Origin of the sequence: Paraburkholderia sp. J76 (assembly GCF_905220295.1) — a bacterium.
Taxonomy (GTDB): Bacteria; Pseudomonadota; Gammaproteobacteria; order Burkholderiales; family Burkholderiaceae; genus Paraburkholderia.
In genome coordinates this window covers 148324-167609 of the sequence record NZ_CAJMZJ010000013.1, presented here as the reverse complement: position 1 = coordinate 167609, position 19286 = coordinate 148324, and the positions used below count along the sequence as shown (strand labels likewise).

Genomic DNA, 19286 nt, shown 5'->3' with positions numbered 1-19286 from the left:
GTGGCACGTGCGGCGTTCTCATTGACCCCGGCATACACGGCGTACCGGGACAGTCCGGGACGTCTGCCCCCGCCTTTATTTTGTTAGGAGAACGATCATGAAAATCAGGCGCATCGTGGCAGTTGTCGCGCTGTCGGCTCTGGCGGTAGCTCCCGCGTTCGCGGGCCAAACACTGTCCGAGATGGCACAAGGCATCGTCGCGAACACGGAGCCCGTACGCGCGCGCGGCGTCGTCGCCAGCGTGGACTACGCGCAAAACCGGATGACGGTCATCGGGCCAGAGGGCAACGCACTCGTCGCACCGATTGCGGTCAACGGCCGCCTGTCGCATCTGCCTGTCGTGGGCGACACCGTGGCGGTGGCGTTCAGCGACGCGATGCTGGTGAGTGCCGAAGCTCCGAGGGCGAGCGGCGACGGTATTCGTACGCGTATCGACACCCAGGTGGCAGTGCCGACGCCGATGGGCTACAGCACGGCGTCCCAGGTAGAGCTCGTCGCGACGGTGCAGCACGTTGACCGCATCACCCGCGCGGTAACGCTGCGCGGTGCGCGCGAGACCATCACCGTCAAGGCGGGTCAGGGGGTGGACCTGGAACGACTCAAGGCCGGCGAGGAGATTCACGCGGTGCTGGTCGACGCCTTCGCGATTAGTCTCGCGTCCGAATAGCGTAGCCAACCGCCCACTGGCCAAAAGTGACGACGATGTGCTCGTATCGAGGCGAGCGTCGCCGCGCTCTAGAGGACACTGCCATGTATAAGGGAACCTTGGCTCTGCCGCAACGAAACGCGTTAGTCGCCGCCATAACGGCAGCAACAACGTTGACCGAACCGGCTTGCGAGCTGACTGCTGCGATCACGGCTATTACCAGCGCTGCGATTGGAGCCGTGCAGCAGTATGAGAATGACACAGCAGCGGAACGCCAGGCAGTCTTAAAGGAAGTCGCAGTTCACAGCGCCAGGGTGGCGCTCTACACGTGGTGTCTCGCCAGGGCGGTCGAATTGGACGGAAGGCGCGTCGCAGACCGTGACGTCTCTGCCGAACTGCTGGCCGTGGCATCGCTCTTTCATGACATAGGGAAGGTGGCTGTCCCGGCCAGCCTGCTCGCCAAGCCCGGCCGGCTCACGCCGGAAGAGCTTCTGCGCGTGCAGACCCATACGCTGCTCGGCGCAAGGATGATCGACGGCTTGGCGGGGAGCGTTGCCGATCCGCTGCGGCGCCTGATCGCGAAGGTCTGCGAGTGTCATCACGAAAGATGGGACGGCAGTGGCTATCCGTGCGCACGTTCGGGCCGCCGGATACCCTATGGCGCACGGCTGGTGGCGATATGCGACACGTACGACGCGATTGTCCACGATCGCGTGTACGCGAAATCCCGGTCTCACGCTACCGCTATGCGAATTCTTTCCGAAGGCCGGGCCGTATTGTTCGATCCGGACGTGGTCGACGTAATGCTGTCTATCGGGTCCGACTTTCTGGCTTTGGAGCGGCAAATTCGGTAAAACGACGCTCCACCGATGATGCTTGCGCATCGGGCAGCAGCCGACCCGATGATGGTCCGTTCCGCCTTCGCTGATACTGGGTGCACTGGCAGCGCGCTGCCAGTGCCGGCGGAACATGCACCCGCGGGCTACGAATAAGTCGACACAAACGCGTAGCGGCTGGCTTGAGCGAGCGGACAAGCCGCTCGTCTACCTGGTCAGATGCGCGACGTATCCGCCGCACTGGCGCAGCGGATATTCCCTGCTATTTGCACCCTTGAGCCTCGTAGGCTGCGGTCGTCGTATAGGTGATGGTCGGCAGGTAGGGGCCGATGACGGAGTTCTCGTCGCCAGGCGTCTTCGTGTTCTGGATCGCGTTGGCAAAATCCGTGGCCGGCAACATGTTCCGCATGAGCAGCAAGCCGTCGTCCGGATGACCCGCGCCGTCGCCCGCATCGGACCAGGTGAGGAAACCGCGGCCGCACGCGGCCGTTGCGTTCGACGGCCGGTCTGCCACACGGCTAACGACTATCGTGTAGTTTCCGTTCGAGTCCACCGGTACCTGTTCGTCGTAAAGGCAAGACGTTGCCTTCTGGGTGTAAAACTCGTTGGTACACATAGACCAGTAGCGCAACTGCCCACTTGCCATCCTTGCCGCGTTCTTGAAGGTCTTTGGCGTGACGGGCATGCGTCCCCGGATCACGACCACCGGGCCGAACGCTCTGCTGATTTGCGCGCCGACGTAGGCATTGTCCAGATTCGCGAAGAAGCCTACCTGTCGCGCCGGCGTGCCGCCGCAAATGCCAGTGAAGGTGCAGTTCAGTAGGTACTGTGTGTTATAGGAAGCTGCCCATACGGCCGGGTTCAATGCCGGGAACCCGACAGGCTTGCCAGACTGGTCACGCAGCGCTGCGTAGACCGCGGAACCCAACACGGGTGGCTGGATAGGTGCTGCCGAGGCGGACAGCTCCGTGCAGGCTTGCGAGCCGGTGAGCAACGAGCCATCTGCGCGCTGGACCTGCAGATCGGGCAGGCCGATTCCGCCAGTCACATCGGCGCCGCTATCAGGCGCATAAATGCGGAAAACCATGGAGATCGGCTGTCCATGGCTGCTATTTGCATAAAGCGTATTGGGTGCCGCCGTACCCGACGCTGCCGTCGGCACGATTTCCAGGGTGTAGTTTCGATTCTCCACGTAGCGGTTGGCACCCACTGCATAGGGGTTGGTGGATCCTGCGTCGGCCGCGATCTGTTCGTCGTGAATCGCTGTAGCCGGACTGTTGTCCGGAGCGTAGGTGTTGAAGGACATGTAGCGTGCGTAAGCGTACTGGCCTTTCAGGAAGACACGATCGCCCGTGGGCACCGTGAATACGGCTGACCAGTAAGTCGCACCTCCGTCAGGATATGCAACATTGATTTCGTGGGGGCCCGTGCCGAACGGGCCCTGCATCAGGCAGGTACTTAGCGGATGCGCGGCCGCGAAGCTGGCTGGAAGCCGCACCTCGGGGTCGTAGGAACCGCCGCATGCGGCAAGCATCACTGCCGATGCGGTCATGGAAAAAATTAGGAAAACTGATTGAAATGTTCTCAACACGAGGTCTCCGCTTTTGTGGATTGGTTTAGGGAACTATGCGTGTTTCAGACTACGTCTTCGGGTTTGACGTAAAGCGAATTCCGCCTTCGATGTAATCGAGCAGGTAGTGGTCGATCCGCTTGATGCTCTTTGTTTCCAGCGGCCAGTACGCTTCCAGTCCCATGTCTGCGACGACATTGATTGCGGTGTTGAAGGCGAAAAGGGTCTTGACGCCTGCTGCTTCCCGTCCGTTCTCCGGCAGAGCGCGGTACACGAGCTCATTGACGCGAAGCGCCACGCTGCGCCATTCACGGGCGACGACCTCTTTGCCTCTTGGCCCTGAACCTCCAATCATGCGCGCGATAAACTGCAGTCGCTCCATGCCGCTTTTCGATACCGCGATTCGCGTGATCGGTCGTACGATCGCTTGCACGACTTCAGACAGCGGCAACGGGTCGGCATCACTGGACTCAGCCCCGTCGAGCAGGCCCTCCACCCCCTCACGGATTTCGCTTAACGTCAAAGTCAGCGCCGCCTCCATCAACCCCCACATGTCACCGAAGTGTTGATACACCGCGTTCTGGCTCGAAACGCCCGCTTCCTTGTTGAGCATGCGGACAGAAACGCCCTCGACGCCGTGACGGGCGAACAGGGGGATGGCCGTGGCAATCAGGCGGTCCTTCGTTGCGGTGCCAGGCACGTGCTCCATGGTCGACACACTCCGTTTGAATCGGGGGCTAGTACAAATGTACTAAGTACGATCGTACTCGAGATCGGCGCGCCCCGGCTTTAGGTGTTTTCCCAGATTGGCAGCTCATGACTGGCCCAGTGATCCCGCGGCAAAGACATCCCGATCCCGGCGTTTGAAGTAGTCATTGGACGGGAGAACGGTCGAGCAAGGGGTTGCGACGCGTCGCGTCGTGATTGCGGGGGACCAGTCGTTCGCCCGCGAAGCTCTGCGGCTGGTGCTGGAGCGCGCAGGCTACGATGTCGTGGGCGAGGCAAGTGATGGCGTGGGAGCCATGCAATTGTTGCGCGAGCAACGTCCTGACCTGCTGGTTCTCGCGCCGCACCTGAGGATCCTCAAAGGCCTCGAGGTGATCCGCGGTTCGCGTCGCGCCTTCCCCTCGGTCAAGGCGCTCGTTCTGAGCGAGGTTGCGAACGCGTCAACGTGCCGGGCACACATAAAGACGGCATTGACCGAGCTATCGCGCGTGAAGTTGGCCGGTCGCCCGCGAGCGGGCGGAGAAGACCACCGCGTCGGGCATTAGCCTTATGTCTCTTGCCCTAATCAGAGAGGCCGTTTGAATGACCACGCTCCATGATGGCGAGTGGCAGAAACTGGCCGAAGCACGGCGTTCAGTCGGCAACCCATTTCGAATATCTGTCTCCAGTCGGCGGTACCCCAACGTGGCGCAGCACTTCCCGGCGATTTCTCTGGCAATTCATGCGGACGCCGCCTGCGACCGGCCATAGCGCCGGGGCGAACAGCCCATGACGCGCTTGAATGCGGTGTTGAAAGCATTCTCCGATTCGTAGCCCAACGATGTCGCAGTCTCGGCCATTGACGCTTGACCGAGCGTGAGCCTCTCAGCAGCAAGCACCATGCGCCAACGGGTCAGGTAGGCAATGGGCGTCATCCCCACCTTCTCACGAAACTGCTGTGCGAAAACGGACCGCGACATGCCGGCGAGGCGAGCTAGCGCTTCGAGGGTCCAGCGGCGCCCCGGTTCGCCGTGCATCGCACCCAGCGCCACGCTCAGGTGCGGATCGGCCAACGCGAAGAACCATCCCACGCCAGCAGGTTTTTGCGTCGACAGATAGATGCGCAGCGCCTGCAACAACATCAACTGGGCGAGGTGGTTCGCTGCCAGTGACGCGCCCGCCTGTTGGCCCCGAGCCTCCGCCATCATCCGTTCAATCAGCCAGCGCAGCACGGCCTGCTCGCCAGCGCCCTCGATGTAGATAAGCGTCGGAAGCGAGTCCAGTAACGCTCCCGCCCGGCGTGCATCGACATCGAATCGGCTGCCAGTGAGAAACACCTCGCCACCGCCCTGATGCACGACGATCCCGCCGTAGTGCGCGCCAGCGAATACGTCGCGCGCGGACAGCGCTGTGACATCGGGATCGCTGGCAAGCACAAAACCGTGGCCGCCCGGCAAGACAAAGCAATCGCCTGCGTGCAAACGTATCCGGTCAGCGACGCCATCTACCATCAGCCAGCATTCGCCTCGCATGAGCGCATAGCATTTGATCCGGCCAGCGTGGCCGGCAAAGCGCACTGACCACGTGCCCCCGGCGTCGAAGCCTGCGGTGATGAAGCTTTGGGGCCACAGCAGCGCCAGGACGCTGGACAGAGGATCCATAACACGATCCATACGATGGCGAAGAAAATAGCGACGCTCGAGTATAGATCATCCGATAACGACCACCCATACTGCGCCTCTCCACCTTTCGATGAAGGACCCGCGATGATCGTCGTGACCACTCCGACAGGCCAGATCGGCCAGGAAGTCGTACGCATTCTGCTCGACGCGAACCGGTCGGTCCGCGTGATTGCCCGGGATCCAGACATGCTGCCGAGGCCCATGCTCGATCGCGTGAACGTCATCCAGGGCTCGCACGGTGACAGCGCCATCGTCGAGCGGGCGCTGACGGACGCAGACACGCTGTTCTGGGTGGCCCCGCCCGACATGAAGCAAACTCCGGAGCAGGCCTACGTCGAATTCACCCGGCCGGCCGCCGACGTGATCCGGCGACTTGGCGGCAAGCGTGTCGTCAGTGTTACCGGCATTGGCCGCGGGACAGCCTGGGCGGACAGGGCGGGCCTCGTGACTGCATCGATGAAGATGGACGACCTGTTGGCATCGAGCGCGGCTGCGTTCCGCGCGCTCGCCATGCCGTCCTTCATGGAGAATTTCACGCGCCAGGCCGGTGTCGTGAAGGACCAGGGCGTCATGACGGGCACGATGGATCCGGATAGAAAGGTGCCGTGGACGTCGACGCGTGACCTCGCTGCGGTGGCAGCGCAGCTGCTTCGCGATGGCGCATGGACCGGCAACGACGAGCTTTCAGTGCTTGGCCCTGACGTGCTGTCATTGGCTGAGATCGCACTGCTCATGTCCGAGGCCGCCGGCCGCGACGTTCGCTATCAACAGATTCCCTTCGACACGCTCAAGGCCCAGTTCCTTAAGCGCGGCGCTAGCGAGTCGTTCGCGCAAGGCTACGTCGACATGTACCGGGCGAAGAACGAAGGGATGGACAACACTGCGGTAACGAGACGTGCCGAACACACGCCGACGGGATTTCGCGAATGGTGCAATCTGATTCTTCAACCCATGCTGCTCAACTGAATACGATGCCGCCGCATCGAGGCGGCGGAGTGAGGCCGGGCAATAGACGCGGCCCGGGTCGATGGATTCCCTGGATTGTCGGCTATTTACGAAGCCGCCGCTAAAGTCGGGAAATGGCCGATGGCGGAAAACCGATGCTCACCGATGATTGGGCGCCAGCCGAGCTGCCGCTCAACTTCCGCAGCCGACCCACAAGAGATGGCCGTCGCGCGACGAAGCGGCCATTCGAAATGGACAGCCATTAAGGCATCTGCTATGGAACTGTACGCGGAGTTTCGTCGGCGTGAGGTCGCGGAAGGTCGGGTTCAGCCGTGTTACGAGCAGCGTCGCCGTCGTTGTCCGCGTTCATCTAAACGGGCGGCGTTGCCTTGCCGCGACTGACGGTCTAATGTGACGCGATTCCTGATAGTTCACCAGCGTGCCCGTCTGTTGGGCGTCAGTGCGTCCGTGTGCTTTAGATCGTCATCAGAAACCTATAATAACCCTTGAGATTCGGGACGCCTACAGCCACAAGCCTACCAGGATTGCTCATGAATGATAAAGCAGCAAGCGCGACAGACCGTTTCCGGGCCGAGGTGCGCGCCCGGTTTGGCGTTCTGCCGAATTTCTTCTGCACTGCGGCGAGCTCCCCAGGGTTGATCGAGGAGTTATGGGGCTTCGCCAAATCGGCATACCTTAACAGCCCACTGCCGTCGCTTTTCAAAGAACGACTGTTTGTCCAACTGTCACGATTCTGTGAGATTCGCTATTGCATCATTCGTCACGTGGGTTTTCTGGTCGGCGAGGGACGCCCGGCCGGCGACGGCTCTGTGGGACCGCAGACCGTTGAGCAGGCGATTGCACTGCTGCGCAGACCCCTGCCCGACTCCACGCAGCTGAATCGGTCGCTTGCGCGACTGGAAAGCCTCAAATCTCCCGTGAGCCTTCCCGAGGGGGAGAACGAACTTGAGGCCGCGTTGTTTGATGCCCTCACAATACTTTTTATCGCCCCGCGTGGCGCGGATCGTGCCCGCTCAGCGGTGCTGCACGCCGTTGGGGAGCGAACTTTCGAACTCCTGGTCGCTTTCCTCGCCTTCATCCGCACGGCCCACTATTGGACTGAAACGCATCCTGCGCTGGAAATTGAGAGCGATATGAGGGCTTTGATGCAAAGTCATCCCGATCTCGCAGGCCTGTTGCTGAGCCCCCATGACTCTGACTGGGCCAATTCAACCAAGGCCCTGCGCCGCGCACTTGAGGAACTCCGGACCACCTCTGGAGCCCTTCAGGTGAGCGAGGAGCGTTACCGGATGCTCGTGACGACCACCCACGATATTTTGTATCGAATGAACCCGGACTGGAGTGGGATGTGGACGCTGGATGGACGAAATCAGCTCGCCGATACGACCGCATTCGATACAAACTGGGTTAGGCGGTATATCCCCGAGGATGAACGGGAGCGCGTGACTGCGGCTATACAGCAGGCGGTGGCGGGGGAACGTCCGTTCGAACTCGAACATCGGGTGCTGCGCGCCGATGGTTCACGGGGTTGGGTGCTTTCCCGTGCGATTCCAGTCATGGATGATCAGGGTGCTGTCATCGAATGGTTTGGCACCGCGATCGATCTCACGGCGAGAAAGACGGCCGAGGAAGCGCTGTCCATCGTGGACCGGCGCAAGGACGAGTTCCTGGCCACGCTCGCCCATGAGCTCCGGAATCCCTTGGCGCCACTACGAAATGGATTACAGATCGCGCGGCTTCATGGATCGCCCGGTGCACCCATCGTGAGAACGATCGACATGATGGAGCGTCAAGTCAACATGTTGGCGCACCTGGTCGATGACCTCCTTGATGTCAGCCGAATCACCTCGGGCAAGATTACGCTTCGGCGTGAAAACGTAAATTTGCGCACCGTACTAGCCGCAAGCGCTGAGGCCTCGCGCTCGATCATCGACGCCCATGGGCATTTGTTACTAATCTGCCCGTCCGATGAGGAAATGACGGTAAACGGCGATTTTGATCGGCTCACGCAAGTGTTTTCAAATCTTCTGTCGAACGCAGCCAAGTACACCAGGGACGGTGGAACGATCGACCTTCGCCAGCGCCGCGAAGGCGACGACGCGGTCGTCAGCGTTACAGATTCCGGCATTGGGATCCCTGCAGAATCGTTGTCCTCTATTTTTGATATGTTTTCCCAGGTTCGTTCGCACCAAAACCACGCTGCCGGTGGACTGGGGATTGGATTATCGCTGGTTCGGCAGCTCGTTGAGATGCATGGGGGGGCAGTGAGTGCTTCGAGCCCCGGACTCAATGCCGGAAGCACGTTTTCCGTTCGTTTGCCCTTGAGCATCTGCGCCGAGGAGCCAGCGACCGCTTCTGCTCAGGCATACGCGAAGCCCAATGGCAAACCTGCGCGGCGAATTCTGATCGTCGACGATAATCAGGACGCGGCAAGCTCGCTGACGGAGTTACTGGAGCAATGGGGGCACACGGTGGCGACCGCTTTCAATGGAGAGGATGGCTTACGGAAGGCCGCAAACTTCCGACCCGATGTCGCGTTACTGGATCTCGGCATGCCGGGGATGGATGGCTTTGAAGCCGCCTCCCGGCTTCGCGCGCTGCCCGGCGGCGCTCAGATGAAGCTGATCGCTGTCACGGGATGGGGCCAGGAACATGACCGCGAGCGTACGCGCGCGGCAGGATTCGATCGTCATCTTCTAAAACCTATCGATTTCGCGGCGCTGGAACTGCTGCTTGCGCAATGCTGAATGCTGCTCTCGCAGCGCGTGCGGCGCGACATGCTCGAGTTTCCTGAAGTGACGCGCTCGGCCACCGGTATCGCCAATGACTATCACGCGAATATCGCTCGTAACGTCCCCATCGTCGCGACACCGCCATCCATAGAAAAACGCGGTGTGGCAAACGGAAGTTGCACCAAGGCCATCGCCTGGCGCGTCGTTCGATTCGCTGTTGATCATTTCCTATCAACAGATGTATGCGATGTGTCGATTGTGGCGAATTAAAGGGCCGCCGTCGAACGCCCGCAACTGGCCGGGTAGTGCCCGATGCGTTTCGGCTCAGTGGGACCTGCGACGGACCTTCAGATTCCCACAGTCGAATGTCCGAAGCCGAAACTTGTGCGGGTTTTTGCCGTATACAACGTGTCGTCGTAGCATTTCGCTGTTCAAGTAGATTCCTCCTCGCTCATGCAGACGATTCTTATTGTGGATGACGATCCCGCGATCATCGTTGCATGGAAGCGCATATTGCGCCTGGAGAACTTCGAGGTCGCGAGCGCTGGAGACGCTGAAGCGGGGCTGGCAGCCGCGAACGTTCTACACCCGGGCCTGATTGTTACAGATTGGCATATGCCAGGAATGGACGGTATTGAATTTTGTCGTCAACTCAAACGTAATCCGAAGCTGGCTAAAATCCCGATCATCCTGGCCAGTGCAGGCGAGGAACCAGCCTTGAGCGAAGCTCTGTGGGATGCGTTTTGGCAGAAACCCGTATCCGCAGACGTCATGCTCATGACGGTAGAGCGGCTCGCACCGAAGCGCCGCTAGCGGAATTCGCCGCCCCGGAAACAGTCATCCCTGCTCAATCTTCCCGGCATGACCGGTGGCTGCGCCATCAGGGTTGAACCTCGACAGGGTTCGATTCAGTCCTGGTGGCGTCAATGACGGAAAGCAACAGCATCCGTGCAGGTTCAGTGGAGAGTGACGCTGAGCACCAGCAACACCGCCGGCCGACGGTAGTCGGGTCGCCGGGCGCGAGCAGCCCGGATGCTGGCTGCTGGCAGGACATCGCGCGCGGAGCGACTGCGCTGGATTTGAGTCCAGCAACAGCACGGCGTTATCAGAGCGTTTTCTCGGCGGGCGGTGCAGATGCGCTGACGGAACTGGGCGACGTGGGGCCCCGGCCGCGTCTTACCGCCGATGGGCTCGCGCGGCTGATCGAGGCAATCAGGCAGTCACCGCACAAGGTAGGCCTCGTGGCAGAGTGCTGGACGAATCTTCTGGTGCAGCGCTACATCGAGCGGGAACTCCAGATTTCCGTAAGCGCTCGATCTGTACCGTTGCCTCGTTCCGCATAGAGCATGCAATCATCAGCGGCATCGGGAACAAGCGACTGACAGCGTCGATCCAAAAAAGTACCGCGAAGAATCGGCACCGTGTCTCAGGCAGTGGAATTGCCAGTCAGGTTTGTCGACCAAACCGAGCCATAAAGGCTAAGCTCAACCGACGCGGAATACCCATTCCAGTGCGGCATTCTGCGCGTGCATTAAAAATTCCTTTGCGTCAATCACCCGGCATGCTGAATGTTCCATTGCTTCAGACGATACTTCCTTGCCTCGATGCACGGGGGGGCACGGTACAAACTCGACGCCTTCGGGCAACTCGTCGAGAATCTTCCTGGTGATCTGGTAATCAATCAGTTCAGCCGGATCTCCATTCTCGGGCCAGCAATCGGTGATGACGATGTTCGAACCTTCGACTGCCTTGATGTCCGAACTACAGGAGAAGCGAGGGACTGCTTCCGCACTTCGGTGATCGTGCCAGTTCGCGGGGTAAATCTGCACAACCTCGATCGGCAGCACTGCCGCCGCCTCAATCCACGATCCCAGAATATTCGACTTTGGCGATATTACCGCGACCTTGATGCCGTCAATGACTCGATTTTTGTGAAAGTAGAAAGCCAGATCCCCCAAGGTCTCACAGGGATGGTTCTGTCTCGTCCGGGCATTGATAACCGGACCGTCAAACACATCGGAAAGAGTCCGCAAGACTGACAATTCAGGTGCCCGGGTGATGATCGCGTCGAACCAATTTCCGAGGTAAGCGGCAAGATCGCGCAGATCCTCACGGGTATCCCAGCGCAAAGGCGGCTGCACGCTGATTCCGCCCATTGCCTGAATGCCGAGATCGAAGGCAGCAGTATTTCTCCATCCGGTGTCGTTGACTACGAGCGCGAGCCGTTTCCCCGACAAGCTCTGTGGCATGCGTCGCCCGCGCCAAAGCTGTGCCATCTCCGTCGCGCGTGCGAGGATCCACATTAAGTCATCCGCTCCAACGTCGGTCAACTCAACAATACTGCGGGAATTTGGGCTCATATATTCGATCGCTGCCGAGGAGATGCTCGATGATATATGAGACAGGGCACCGGTACTTCGTAATCTCTCGATCGGGTATCGTCGCGATGGATGTTGACGTACGTGAGGCTCGGCTGCTAGCGGATGGGATCGATGTGTCCGGAGGCCGGCAACAGAGGCGCAACATTCCAAGGTAACAGTTCATCGACCCGGTTCACCGGGTGATCGGCGATACGTTCGATGACGTAATGCAGGTAGGCTTCGGGATCAATTCCATTCAGGCGCGCCGAACCAATCAAACTGTACATCGCTGCTGCACGTTCGCCGCCTGAGTCTGCGCCGGCAAATAAAAAATTCCGTCTCCCAATTGCCGCGCCCCGCAACGCCCGCTCGGCGATCAGGTTGTCGATCTCCGCCCGACCATCGCTGCAGTAGTAGACCAGTGCAGGCCAGCGATTCAACGAGTACTGGATCGCTTTGGTGGTGTCCGATTTCGCGGATTGTGTGAGCAGCGTCGCCTCGAACCACCGCTTCATGTCATCAAGCAGCGGAACGGCTTGTGCCTGGCGGATGCGGCGTCGTTCTTCGGGCGGCTTGCCTCGAATCTGCTCTTCGATGCGATAGAGTGCGCCGATACGCCTCAATGCTTCGTCGGTGATCGGTGATGGCCGGACGGCGTGCAGATCATGCAGCTTTCGACGTGCATGCGCCATACATGCTGCCTCCCGAATCTGACCGCCCGCATAGAGGTCCGCATAGCCGGCGAACGCGTCTGCCTGTAGCACGCCCTTGAAGTTAGCAAGATGCCGCTGCGGATGTTCGCCGCGACGATCCGGTGTATACGCAAACCAGACCGCAGGAGCCTCGGTGGAGCCACTGGACCGGTCATCGCGTACATACACCCAGAGCCGGCCGGTCTTCGTCCTGCCATTGCCCGGCGCGAGTACCGGCAGCGGCGTGTCATCACCGTGAACCTTGGCGCCACCAAGCGCGTGGCGGCGCACCGCGTCGACCAGCGGGTTGAGCAACCATGTCATGCCGCCTAGCCAGTGGCCCATGGTGCCCGGTTCAATCTCGACGCCATCGCGCGCGTACATGACAGACTGTCGGTAGAACGGGATGTGGTACGCGAACTTCGATGTCGCGATATGTGCGAGCAGTGCCGGCCCTGGAAGGCCACGATCGATTGGCCGGCTCGGCGCTGCGGCCTGCACGATGCAGTCGCAGCACGAACAGGCGAACTTGGGACGACGATGATGGATGACACGGAAGTGTGCGCGCACGTATTCGAGCTGCTCGGATACGTCTTCGCCCAGTGGTTTGAGCGTGCCACCGCATCCTGGGCAGTGTTCATCAAGGGGCAGATGTACGCGCTCTTCCTGCTCAAGGTGACCGGGCAATGACTTGCGACAGGGACTCTCGCGACGTTGCTGCACCTTCTTAGCGTTAGCCTGGGCGGCCACACCTTCGTCGGTCTGCAGGTCCTCAAGCCGCAACTCAAGCTGCTCGATCTGACGCTCCAGCTTCTCGGACTTACGCCCGAATTGCATGCGGCGTAGCTTTGCGATCGTCAGCTTCAGATGTTCAATCTCGATCGCGCGAGAGCTGAGCTGATCCTGCAATTCTGCGACCCGCTGGGCGTTTGCATGGGCCGACGCAGCATGCGCGCGCACCAGCGCCTTCAGCGCATCAATGTCGTCGGGCAGGTCGGTGGCGATCAGGTCCATTGCTGCAGTTTACGACCATCTTCTGCACGCGGATCAGCGGGTAACAGACGTTTACAAAGCGCTGCGCGGGCGAGCCGCGTCGACCGGCTCGCGCCAGTCAAACCCTTCGAGCAGAAGGGCGAGTTGCGCCGTGGTCAGCGCCACAACGCCGGAGTCGGCACGAGGCCATGCAAAACGTCCCTTCTCAAGACGCTTCGCAAGGAGACATAGGCCGCCGTCGCTCCAGTACAACGCCTTCAGAAGATCACCGCGCCTGCCCCTGAAGATAAAAACGTGGCCCCCGAATGGGTCACGTTCCAGAACAGTCTGCACCTTCGCAGCAAGGCCGTTGAAGCCAGCGCGCATGTCGGTGACGCCGGCCGCGATCCAGATCCGCGTGTTTGTGGGCAGGCCTATCATCGGAGGATCCGCTCGAGGACCAGGCGCAATATTGTCGCGTCGGGCACGCCCTCTATCCGAAGTGACGTATTGCCATGCTGAAGCTGAATGCTGCCGTTTGCAGCCACGGCAGGTGCAGGCGTGTGCGGCGCATCCGGCGCCTGAGCTGTCTTCCGGTCGGACTGTACATCGACAACGACAGGCAACATGGTCTGCGTCTCCGCCTCTTCTACCAGCAAACCCTGAGCGTACAGTTTGCGCCACGCCCACACCTGGTTGGCGTTGATGTTGTTCTCGCGGGCGATTCGGGCGACTGCGGCACCGGGTTCAAAGGTCTGCTCGACGACCGATCGCTTCCAATCCAATGGATGTCGTCGGTTCTGACGCTTGGCAGGTAACTCGACTGTCTGAGACACCGTGTTCATTCCTCGCTGTTTGTGGACACTGTCAGTCATTCGTGTCCGTCCCAGCCGATGATTGCATCTTCTACGCAAGGCGGGGAACGGTACAGATCAGATGCTTACAGATTTCCTATTCCTACTCCCACATCAATCGTCTGATCCGCGATCATGGCCTTCAACACTGGATACGCCAGGCTTGAGTCCCAACGTAAGCCCGCCCCATGCAGTTGATGGTAGCCGTCCCTCTGCGGTCGCTCGGCCGGTTGAATCGGCGGATGTGCAGCCGTCAAGCGGTTCCCGCTCTCCACCGTCAGCCGAAACCGGATTGAGCGCGTAGCTCGTCGGTCGGGTTCTCAGACTATTACAGCCATTCCAACGACAGCATTCCGTGCCCTCCTAACGACCGATGGTGGCCGACCGGAGCCCGCCGACCGAGCGCGAGGATGATCTCCGGTGAGCGTGCGATGCCCAAAGGCGATGTTCGTTGTGCGCGATAGCGGTCATCCGAAATAGTGCATCATTGAGCCTTTCATTCAGCGATGAGCGACCGCGGTAAACCCATGAAATGTGATTGCCACGATCAGCCTGCGATACGCCGGATTGACGGCACTTTGCCTTCCCTGTTTCCCGGCTTCCAGCACGTGGATGCTGGTTCCTGGAGAGCGCTTCTTCGATGCCCAGTATGCGAACAGCTATGGGCTGCCGATGAGTGGGAAAAATACCAGATTCAGCTTGCGGTAAAGGTCGCAGATTCGGAAGGCTGGAGCGCTTCAGACGAGGCTCTGCGTAAGGAGTATCTTGCTCAGTCGCGTGGAGAAAATACAGCGGCGAAATGCATGTGGAGCGGCTGCAAGAAGAATCAGTTGAATGGTAGTGCGTACTGCGTCGACCATCTCTACGCCAGTGGCGCGAGAGCCTGACGGCTCATGCGCTAGCACTTCGCTGCCACCATCGCTCCGATCCGGGTGTCGATGTAATGCTCCAGCCAGTTTCTCGGGTCGTCGAGATAGGCGTATTCGAGGTCTGGATAATTGGTCACATATTTTCGGCTCAGAGGGTTCTTTAACCATACATTCACGTTTGGCATTGGCCAACCACTGCTGACCTCGACCATCACGTTACCGATAGAAAGCTCGGCGTCGAGTATCTCTCGAAGAGGGCCGCTGAGACGCGGCAAGATAACCGAAAGGTCATAGTCGTGGATCATAGGCGTCCGGAGGCCTGGGCGTTGAACCAGGGCATATTGTCGACGATCGATGCAGCTTCGTCGACTGACCGGTCATGGCCGCACTGCGTCGGACCGGAGCACCTACCGCGCGAGCGGTTTCGTTCGGCGTGGTACGCGGACCGAAACGCGGTCCCGCAAGATTATCTCCCGCCGAGCCTGGAACGTTCCGTTGGGCTGGTGGAAGACAATCGTCGCTACAACTCCACCATCGTCGCGAACAAACGCCACGCGGTAGCCTGGCAACTCGCGAATCGCGAAGACGCTTTCACGATAGGGATCGAGGCGATAGGTCGGCTGGCCAGTTGGCGAAAGCGTGAGTTCACCGTCAGCGTTGATCGCCACCACCAGCAGGTGGGCGCCTCCACGGTAAGTGCCCACACACGCCTGGCGGAACGCCGCATCGAGCGAATCACCCGACGCAACTCGGCAAAACACAATGTCTGCGACATTGGGCTCGAGTGGGACCAGGAGGCGATCGATGCGCCCCTCTCGGTCGTAGAGGAATGTCGCGACAAGGCCATCCGGCCACAGGGTTCCCGGCTGATCGTCGAATTCGAACGCATCGTAGTGACGATGGATCAAGGCGCCCGACATGCCGCGATAGCGAAGCGCCAACGCCTCGGCCACAGCCTCGATCGTCACGCGACCGTACGCCGGATGGGTGTAGTCGCCAACGTATTCACCTAAGGGCCGGCTCGGCGCATCGGTCCGCCGGGTCGCGCGCTGTGCTGCGACGTCGGCTGGCCGTTGCGCCACATAAGCACGGCGCGCCTCGCGGAAACGCTCAAACCACGGAATCGCATCCTTGCCGACCACGTGGTCGAGGATCGCGTTCGTGATGATATCGGCTGCCGGCGAGCCGCCTCGGTTCATCAGCACCGTGACGCCGAGGCCTCGCCCAGGCACGAGTGACATCAGCGTGCTCCAGCCGATCCAGCCTCCAGAATGGCTGATGATTCGCTCACCGCGATAGAGATGGGTCGCGAGGCCAAGCCCGTAATGGCTTTCTCCAATTTCTGAGAATTGCGACTTTCCAGTGTAGACGCGCGGTTTGTAGAGGTCCTCTAAGCGTGCCTCTGAGATGAGCGTTGCGCCATCGACTTTGCCGTCGGCGAGGTAGAGGCGCATGTAACGCGCCATATCAGACGCAGAAACATTGATGCCACCTGCTGGCGTGTTGGCGATCGGCCACAGCCGCGCTCGTTGACGCACAAATTCGCCTGGTCTCTCGTGATCATGCAGGATGTAGGGCCGCGCGCTGTCGGGGGTACTCGTCAGGTCCGCGTCCGAAAAGCCGACGTTGACCATTCCAAGCGGATTCATGATCCGTGTCCGCGTGAAGTCCTCCCACGGCTGGCCAGAGATCCGTTCGGTGACCATGCCGGCCGCGGCATAGCCGAGGTTGCAGTATTGCCAGGCCGCGCGAATGTCTTTGCTTGGCTCGAGGTACCGTAGCGCGGCGAGCATCTCGGCGCGCGAGATGTCGGCCGGCATCCAGATCCAGTCGTGTCGTGGCAGTCCGGTGTGGTGAGAGAGGAGATCGATGATCGTGACGCGCTCCGTCGCGACCGCATCGTGCAAACGAAACTCAGGCAGATAGTCGCGCACTGGCATGTTCCAGTCGAGCCGCCCCTCGTCAACCAGCATCGCCAGACCCAATGCCGTGAAGGACTTGGTGACCGAACAAAGGATGAACTGAGTATCTCCCGTAACGGGCAGTACGGTCTCCACATCCCGCGCGCCATAGGCCGCAACCCAGTCTTCTTCACCGTCCCGCGTGACTGTAATCGCCAGGCCGGGGATCTCCCATTCTTCCATTACTTTGCGGACGATGGTGTCGATATATTCGGGAACGGTGTTTGTCATGCGACTGATCCCCTTCCTTTCTGGCGATAGCGAAAGAATGCACTTAAGCGCGGCGCATTTACAGCGCACGAGGCGAGACTCAACTGACTTCTTCGATTGTCGACGATCCACGTACCCACGTCGAACGTCGCCTACTGGCCGATCGCGAGCGCTCGCCGACCTCGCCGTTGCTGTCGTTCAAACCATTCCCGGACGCCAGCGGCAGCTTACCCGCTCCTATGAGAAGAGCGGGAGTTGCTTGTTGCTTGTTTTCCGCGTCGGAGCCGCAGGCGTCATAGACCTTCGAGGCCAAGTCACCCGACGTTTCCTTCGGCGAATCAGAAGGTCCGCTGTACAGGCAAAGCCAACATAACTCCAGTTGATGATCGAGTGGCAGGAGCGGGACCGTGAAGACCCATTCGATGGCGGGGAGCTGGACCTCGCCGACGCCGGTTCGTGAATGTCGGCAATGGAGCGTGCAGCTACCCTATAGCCCCCGATCACCGATGGTCGGCTATGGCCGATTTGTGTGCATAGCTCCTTCGTTAAGTTGCGGAGTACTGCGGCCGGTGCAGCAGCCGGTTTCCCCGCTCGCGCATGGGCAGACTGTGGTCGACTCCTCGGCTACGAGGGCTTCAGACAACGGCGTTATCACGCAGGATGCCCGACGCCGAACGGGGCAGGGCGCCCGGTCGAGGTTGACGTGGCCCCTGTCGCAACCTCGAGGGGGCAAAGCGAGGCAGGTTTCCCGTGAGAAGGGGCGTTATCGTGGCTTCCCTCATTTCAAAGACCTTCCGTTGCCATTTCCGGCGCGGCCGCTGAAGCACTTCGCCATGTGCTTCTCCCATTTAGCGCGTTCGAACTCGATAAATTCGGCCAAGCTTGACATGGGGGAGTCGAAACGCTGCAGTAGCCCGTGCGCGCGGCGAGTCTTGCGATCAAACTGAAGCAGGATGATTCTCGTTTCTGGGGAACCGTGCGCTTTCGGAGGGCGAACGTTGGGTGGCAGCACCACTGTCATGGCATACGCAGCTGGAAACACCCGTGCAAGGAGTTCGGGCCACATTAGTACCCGGTAAGTGGGTGCAAGCCCGAGCCGCAGCCGCTCGACCGCACCGTCGCGATCCCTCATGGCTGCTTCAAGCAAGCGAAACCATGGATCCTCAAACTCGGCGAGAAAGGATTCGGGAGGTCGCTCTCCTGACCGAATGAGGCGCGCGGCCTTGATCCAGAAGCGTTTTCTGTACGCGCGAGCTTCCTCGGATTGCCCCGGCAAAACGAGTGTGATCTCGACATTCTCCATATCCCTAGCCGGCCTTATCGGCGAATCGCTTCTTAGCACGACGGAGGGTTCGAGTAAGGTGAGCATTGCCACGTAAGGCTCGAAGATATAGCGGAAAACCGGCTCGGCGTCGTAGAGCGGGCGATGCAATACCGCGATACGAGACGCAAGGACGGCGAGCTCCTCTTGAGTCCCATTCCGTAGCTGAGCCAGCCGGAATTCAGCCCATGCACGAACATATCTGTCCAGCGATCCGGCGTTCGCACCGGACGGCATCGCGTCGAGGGCATGCTGTATCTCATCCAGTGTCAATTGCGCTTCGACGAGTTCCCACAGAGGAAGATTCAGCCAGACTTTCGCGCCTTGGGCGCCGGGGTATCGGTCGACCTCATCGACGAGATCGTAGCCATATTTGCCGCGTGCGCCGGGGATCGGCGCACGTAAACCACGCAGATACTGATAGAAAATTTTGCTGCTGGGCGTTGCAGTGCACGGATTACCGTTCGCATACGTAGCCGGACGAAAGAAAATACTGGCCTTCGACGCCGTCATTCCTGTTCCCAACAACGCGGCGCACGCCCATGCCATGCCTCTGAGGCCGCTCATGCGACGCGCCAGCGGCACCTTGCATCGCTCCTGCACGTCGGCCCTAGGTGGCCAAAGTAGTCCGAGCCAGCGCCCATCGCCTAGGGAATCGTGTCCAAACGTACCAGCGTCTCGCTTCATGCTCCCGAATACACCAGTTTGTTTACCCAGAAAAATGGGCTCAATTTACGCTTTACCCAGCTTCTTCAGCAAGGATCCAACGTTCGGAGCCGCACGCTGGCAGGGCGGAAGCGCATGCTCGAGCGCCTAGCGCAACAGCCGGTCTTTGCCTTCGGGCAAACGGCAGGCTTCGGCAACCAGAAGCTGACGAATACCTGATGAGAAAATTTCAAAATCGAAAGGA

Annotated in this window: 19 protein-coding genes; 9 read left to right on the top strand and 10 right to left on the bottom strand. The window is 60.2% G+C overall.

The window, feature by feature from the left end:
* The first annotated feature begins 97 nt into the window (after positions 1-97).
* Positions 98-667: a hypothetical protein gene (locus U5768_RS23785; RefSeq protein WP_322032843.1), complete on the top strand. Its 570-nt coding sequence runs from the start codon at positions 98-100 to the stop codon at positions 665-667.
* An 83-nt stretch (positions 668-750) separates the two neighbouring features.
* On the top strand, positions 751-1500 hold the full coding sequence (locus tag U5768_RS23780) for an HD-GYP domain-containing protein (protein ID WP_322032842.1): 750 nt from the start codon (positions 751-753) through the stop codon (positions 1498-1500).
* A gap of 244 nt (positions 1501-1744) precedes the next feature.
* On the opposite strand, the gene U5768_RS23775 is transcribed toward U5768_RS23780, so the two are convergent.
* Together U5768_RS23775 and U5768_RS23770 are read right to left on the bottom strand one after the other, a co-directional pair.
* Positions 1745-3073, bottom strand: a complete 1329-nt coding sequence (locus tag U5768_RS23775; protein WP_322032841.1) for a hypothetical protein — start codon at positions 3071-3073, stop codon at positions 1745-1747.
* A 49-nt stretch (positions 3074-3122) separates the two neighbouring features.
* On the bottom strand, positions 3123-3761 hold the full coding sequence (locus tag U5768_RS23770) for a TetR/AcrR family transcriptional regulator (protein ID WP_322032840.1): 639 nt from the start codon (positions 3759-3761) through the stop codon (positions 3123-3125).
* A gap of 166 nt (positions 3762-3927) precedes the next feature.
* On the opposite strand from U5768_RS23770, the gene U5768_RS23765 reads away from it, so the two are divergent.
* Positions 3928-4323 (top strand): response regulator transcription factor, encoded by a 396-nt coding sequence (locus tag U5768_RS23765; RefSeq protein ID WP_322032839.1) that lies wholly within the window; start codon positions 3928-3930, stop codon positions 4321-4323.
* A gap of 174 nt (positions 4324-4497) precedes the next feature.
* On the opposite strand, the gene U5768_RS23760 is transcribed toward U5768_RS23765, so the two are convergent.
* Complete coding sequence (locus U5768_RS23760) at positions 4498-5418, bottom strand: AraC family transcriptional regulator (RefSeq protein ID WP_322032838.1); 921 nt, start codon at positions 5416-5418, stop codon at positions 4498-4500.
* Between the two features lie 105 nt (positions 5419-5523).
* Between U5768_RS23760 and U5768_RS23755 the strand changes: the two genes are divergently transcribed.
* The 5 genes from U5768_RS23755 (at position 5524) to U5768_RS23735 (ending at position 10480) form a co-directional block, all read left to right on the top strand.
* Positions 5524-6405, top strand: coding sequence for an NAD(P)H-binding protein (locus tag U5768_RS23755; RefSeq protein ID WP_322032837.1), 882 nt, complete (start codon positions 5524-5526; stop codon positions 6403-6405).
* Between the two features lie 530 nt (positions 6406-6935).
* Complete coding sequence (locus U5768_RS23750; RefSeq protein ID WP_322032836.1) at positions 6936-9152, top strand: ATP-binding protein; 2217 nt, start codon at positions 6936-6938, stop codon at positions 9150-9152.
* Positions 9153-9407: a hypothetical protein gene (locus U5768_RS23745; protein ID WP_322032835.1), complete on the top strand. Its 255-nt coding sequence runs from the start codon at positions 9153-9155 to the stop codon at positions 9405-9407. It abuts the gene before it with no gap.
* 183 nt (positions 9408-9590) lie between these two features.
* On the top strand, positions 9591-9950 hold the full coding sequence (locus U5768_RS23740) for a response regulator (protein ID WP_322032834.1): 360 nt from the start codon (positions 9591-9593) through the stop codon (positions 9948-9950).
* Positions 9951-10063: 113 nt separating this feature from the next.
* Positions 10064-10480: a helix-turn-helix domain-containing protein gene (locus U5768_RS23735; protein ID WP_322032833.1), complete on the top strand. Its 417-nt coding sequence runs from the start codon at positions 10064-10066 to the stop codon at positions 10478-10480.
* A 141-nt stretch (positions 10481-10621) separates the two neighbouring features.
* Here U5768_RS23735 and U5768_RS23730 read toward each other — a convergent pair whose 3' ends face one another.
* The 7 genes from U5768_RS23730 to U5768_RS23700 form a co-directional block, all read right to left on the bottom strand.
* Complete coding sequence (locus U5768_RS23730; protein ID WP_322032832.1) at positions 10622-11497, bottom strand: hypothetical protein; 876 nt, start codon at positions 11495-11497, stop codon at positions 10622-10624.
* A gap of 116 nt (positions 11498-11613) precedes the next feature.
* The gene (gene tnpC / locus U5768_RS23725; protein ID WP_322032831.1) at positions 11614-13203 is read right to left on the bottom strand and encodes an IS66 family transposase; all 1590 of its coding nucleotides are present in this window, start codon (positions 13201-13203) and stop codon (positions 11614-11616) included.
* Positions 13204-13254: 51 nt separating this feature from the next.
* Complete coding sequence (tnpB, locus tag U5768_RS23720; protein ID WP_322032830.1) at positions 13255-13602, bottom strand: IS66 family insertion sequence element accessory protein TnpB; 348 nt, start codon at positions 13600-13602, stop codon at positions 13255-13257.
* Positions 13599-13997 (bottom strand): IS66-like element accessory protein TnpA, encoded by a 399-nt coding sequence (tnpA, locus tag U5768_RS23715; protein ID WP_322032829.1) that lies wholly within the window; start codon positions 13995-13997, stop codon positions 13599-13601. Before tnpA ends, tnpB begins: the two co-directional genes overlap by 4 nt.
* Before the next feature lie 916 nt (positions 13998-14913).
* Entirely contained in the window at positions 14914-15189 is a 276-nt protein-coding gene (locus U5768_RS23710) for a hypothetical protein (protein WP_322032828.1), read from the bottom strand.
* Positions 15190-15291: 102 nt separating this feature from the next.
* Positions 15292-17076: a serine hydrolase gene (locus U5768_RS23705; RefSeq protein ID WP_322032827.1), complete on the bottom strand. Its 1785-nt coding sequence runs from the start codon at positions 17074-17076 to the stop codon at positions 15292-15294.
* A 757-nt stretch (positions 17077-17833) separates the two neighbouring features.
* A complete protein-coding gene (locus U5768_RS23700; RefSeq protein WP_322032826.1) occupies positions 17834-18943 on the bottom strand; it encodes a hypothetical protein in 1110 nt (369 codons plus the stop codon).
* Positions 18944-19033: 90 nt separating this feature from the next.
* Here U5768_RS23700 and U5768_RS23695 point away from each other — a divergent pair, with 90 nt between their 5' ends.
* Positions 19034-19261: a hypothetical protein gene (locus U5768_RS23695; protein WP_322032825.1), complete on the top strand. Its 228-nt coding sequence runs from the start codon at positions 19034-19036 to the stop codon at positions 19259-19261.
* Positions 19262-19286: the final 25 nt, after the last annotated feature.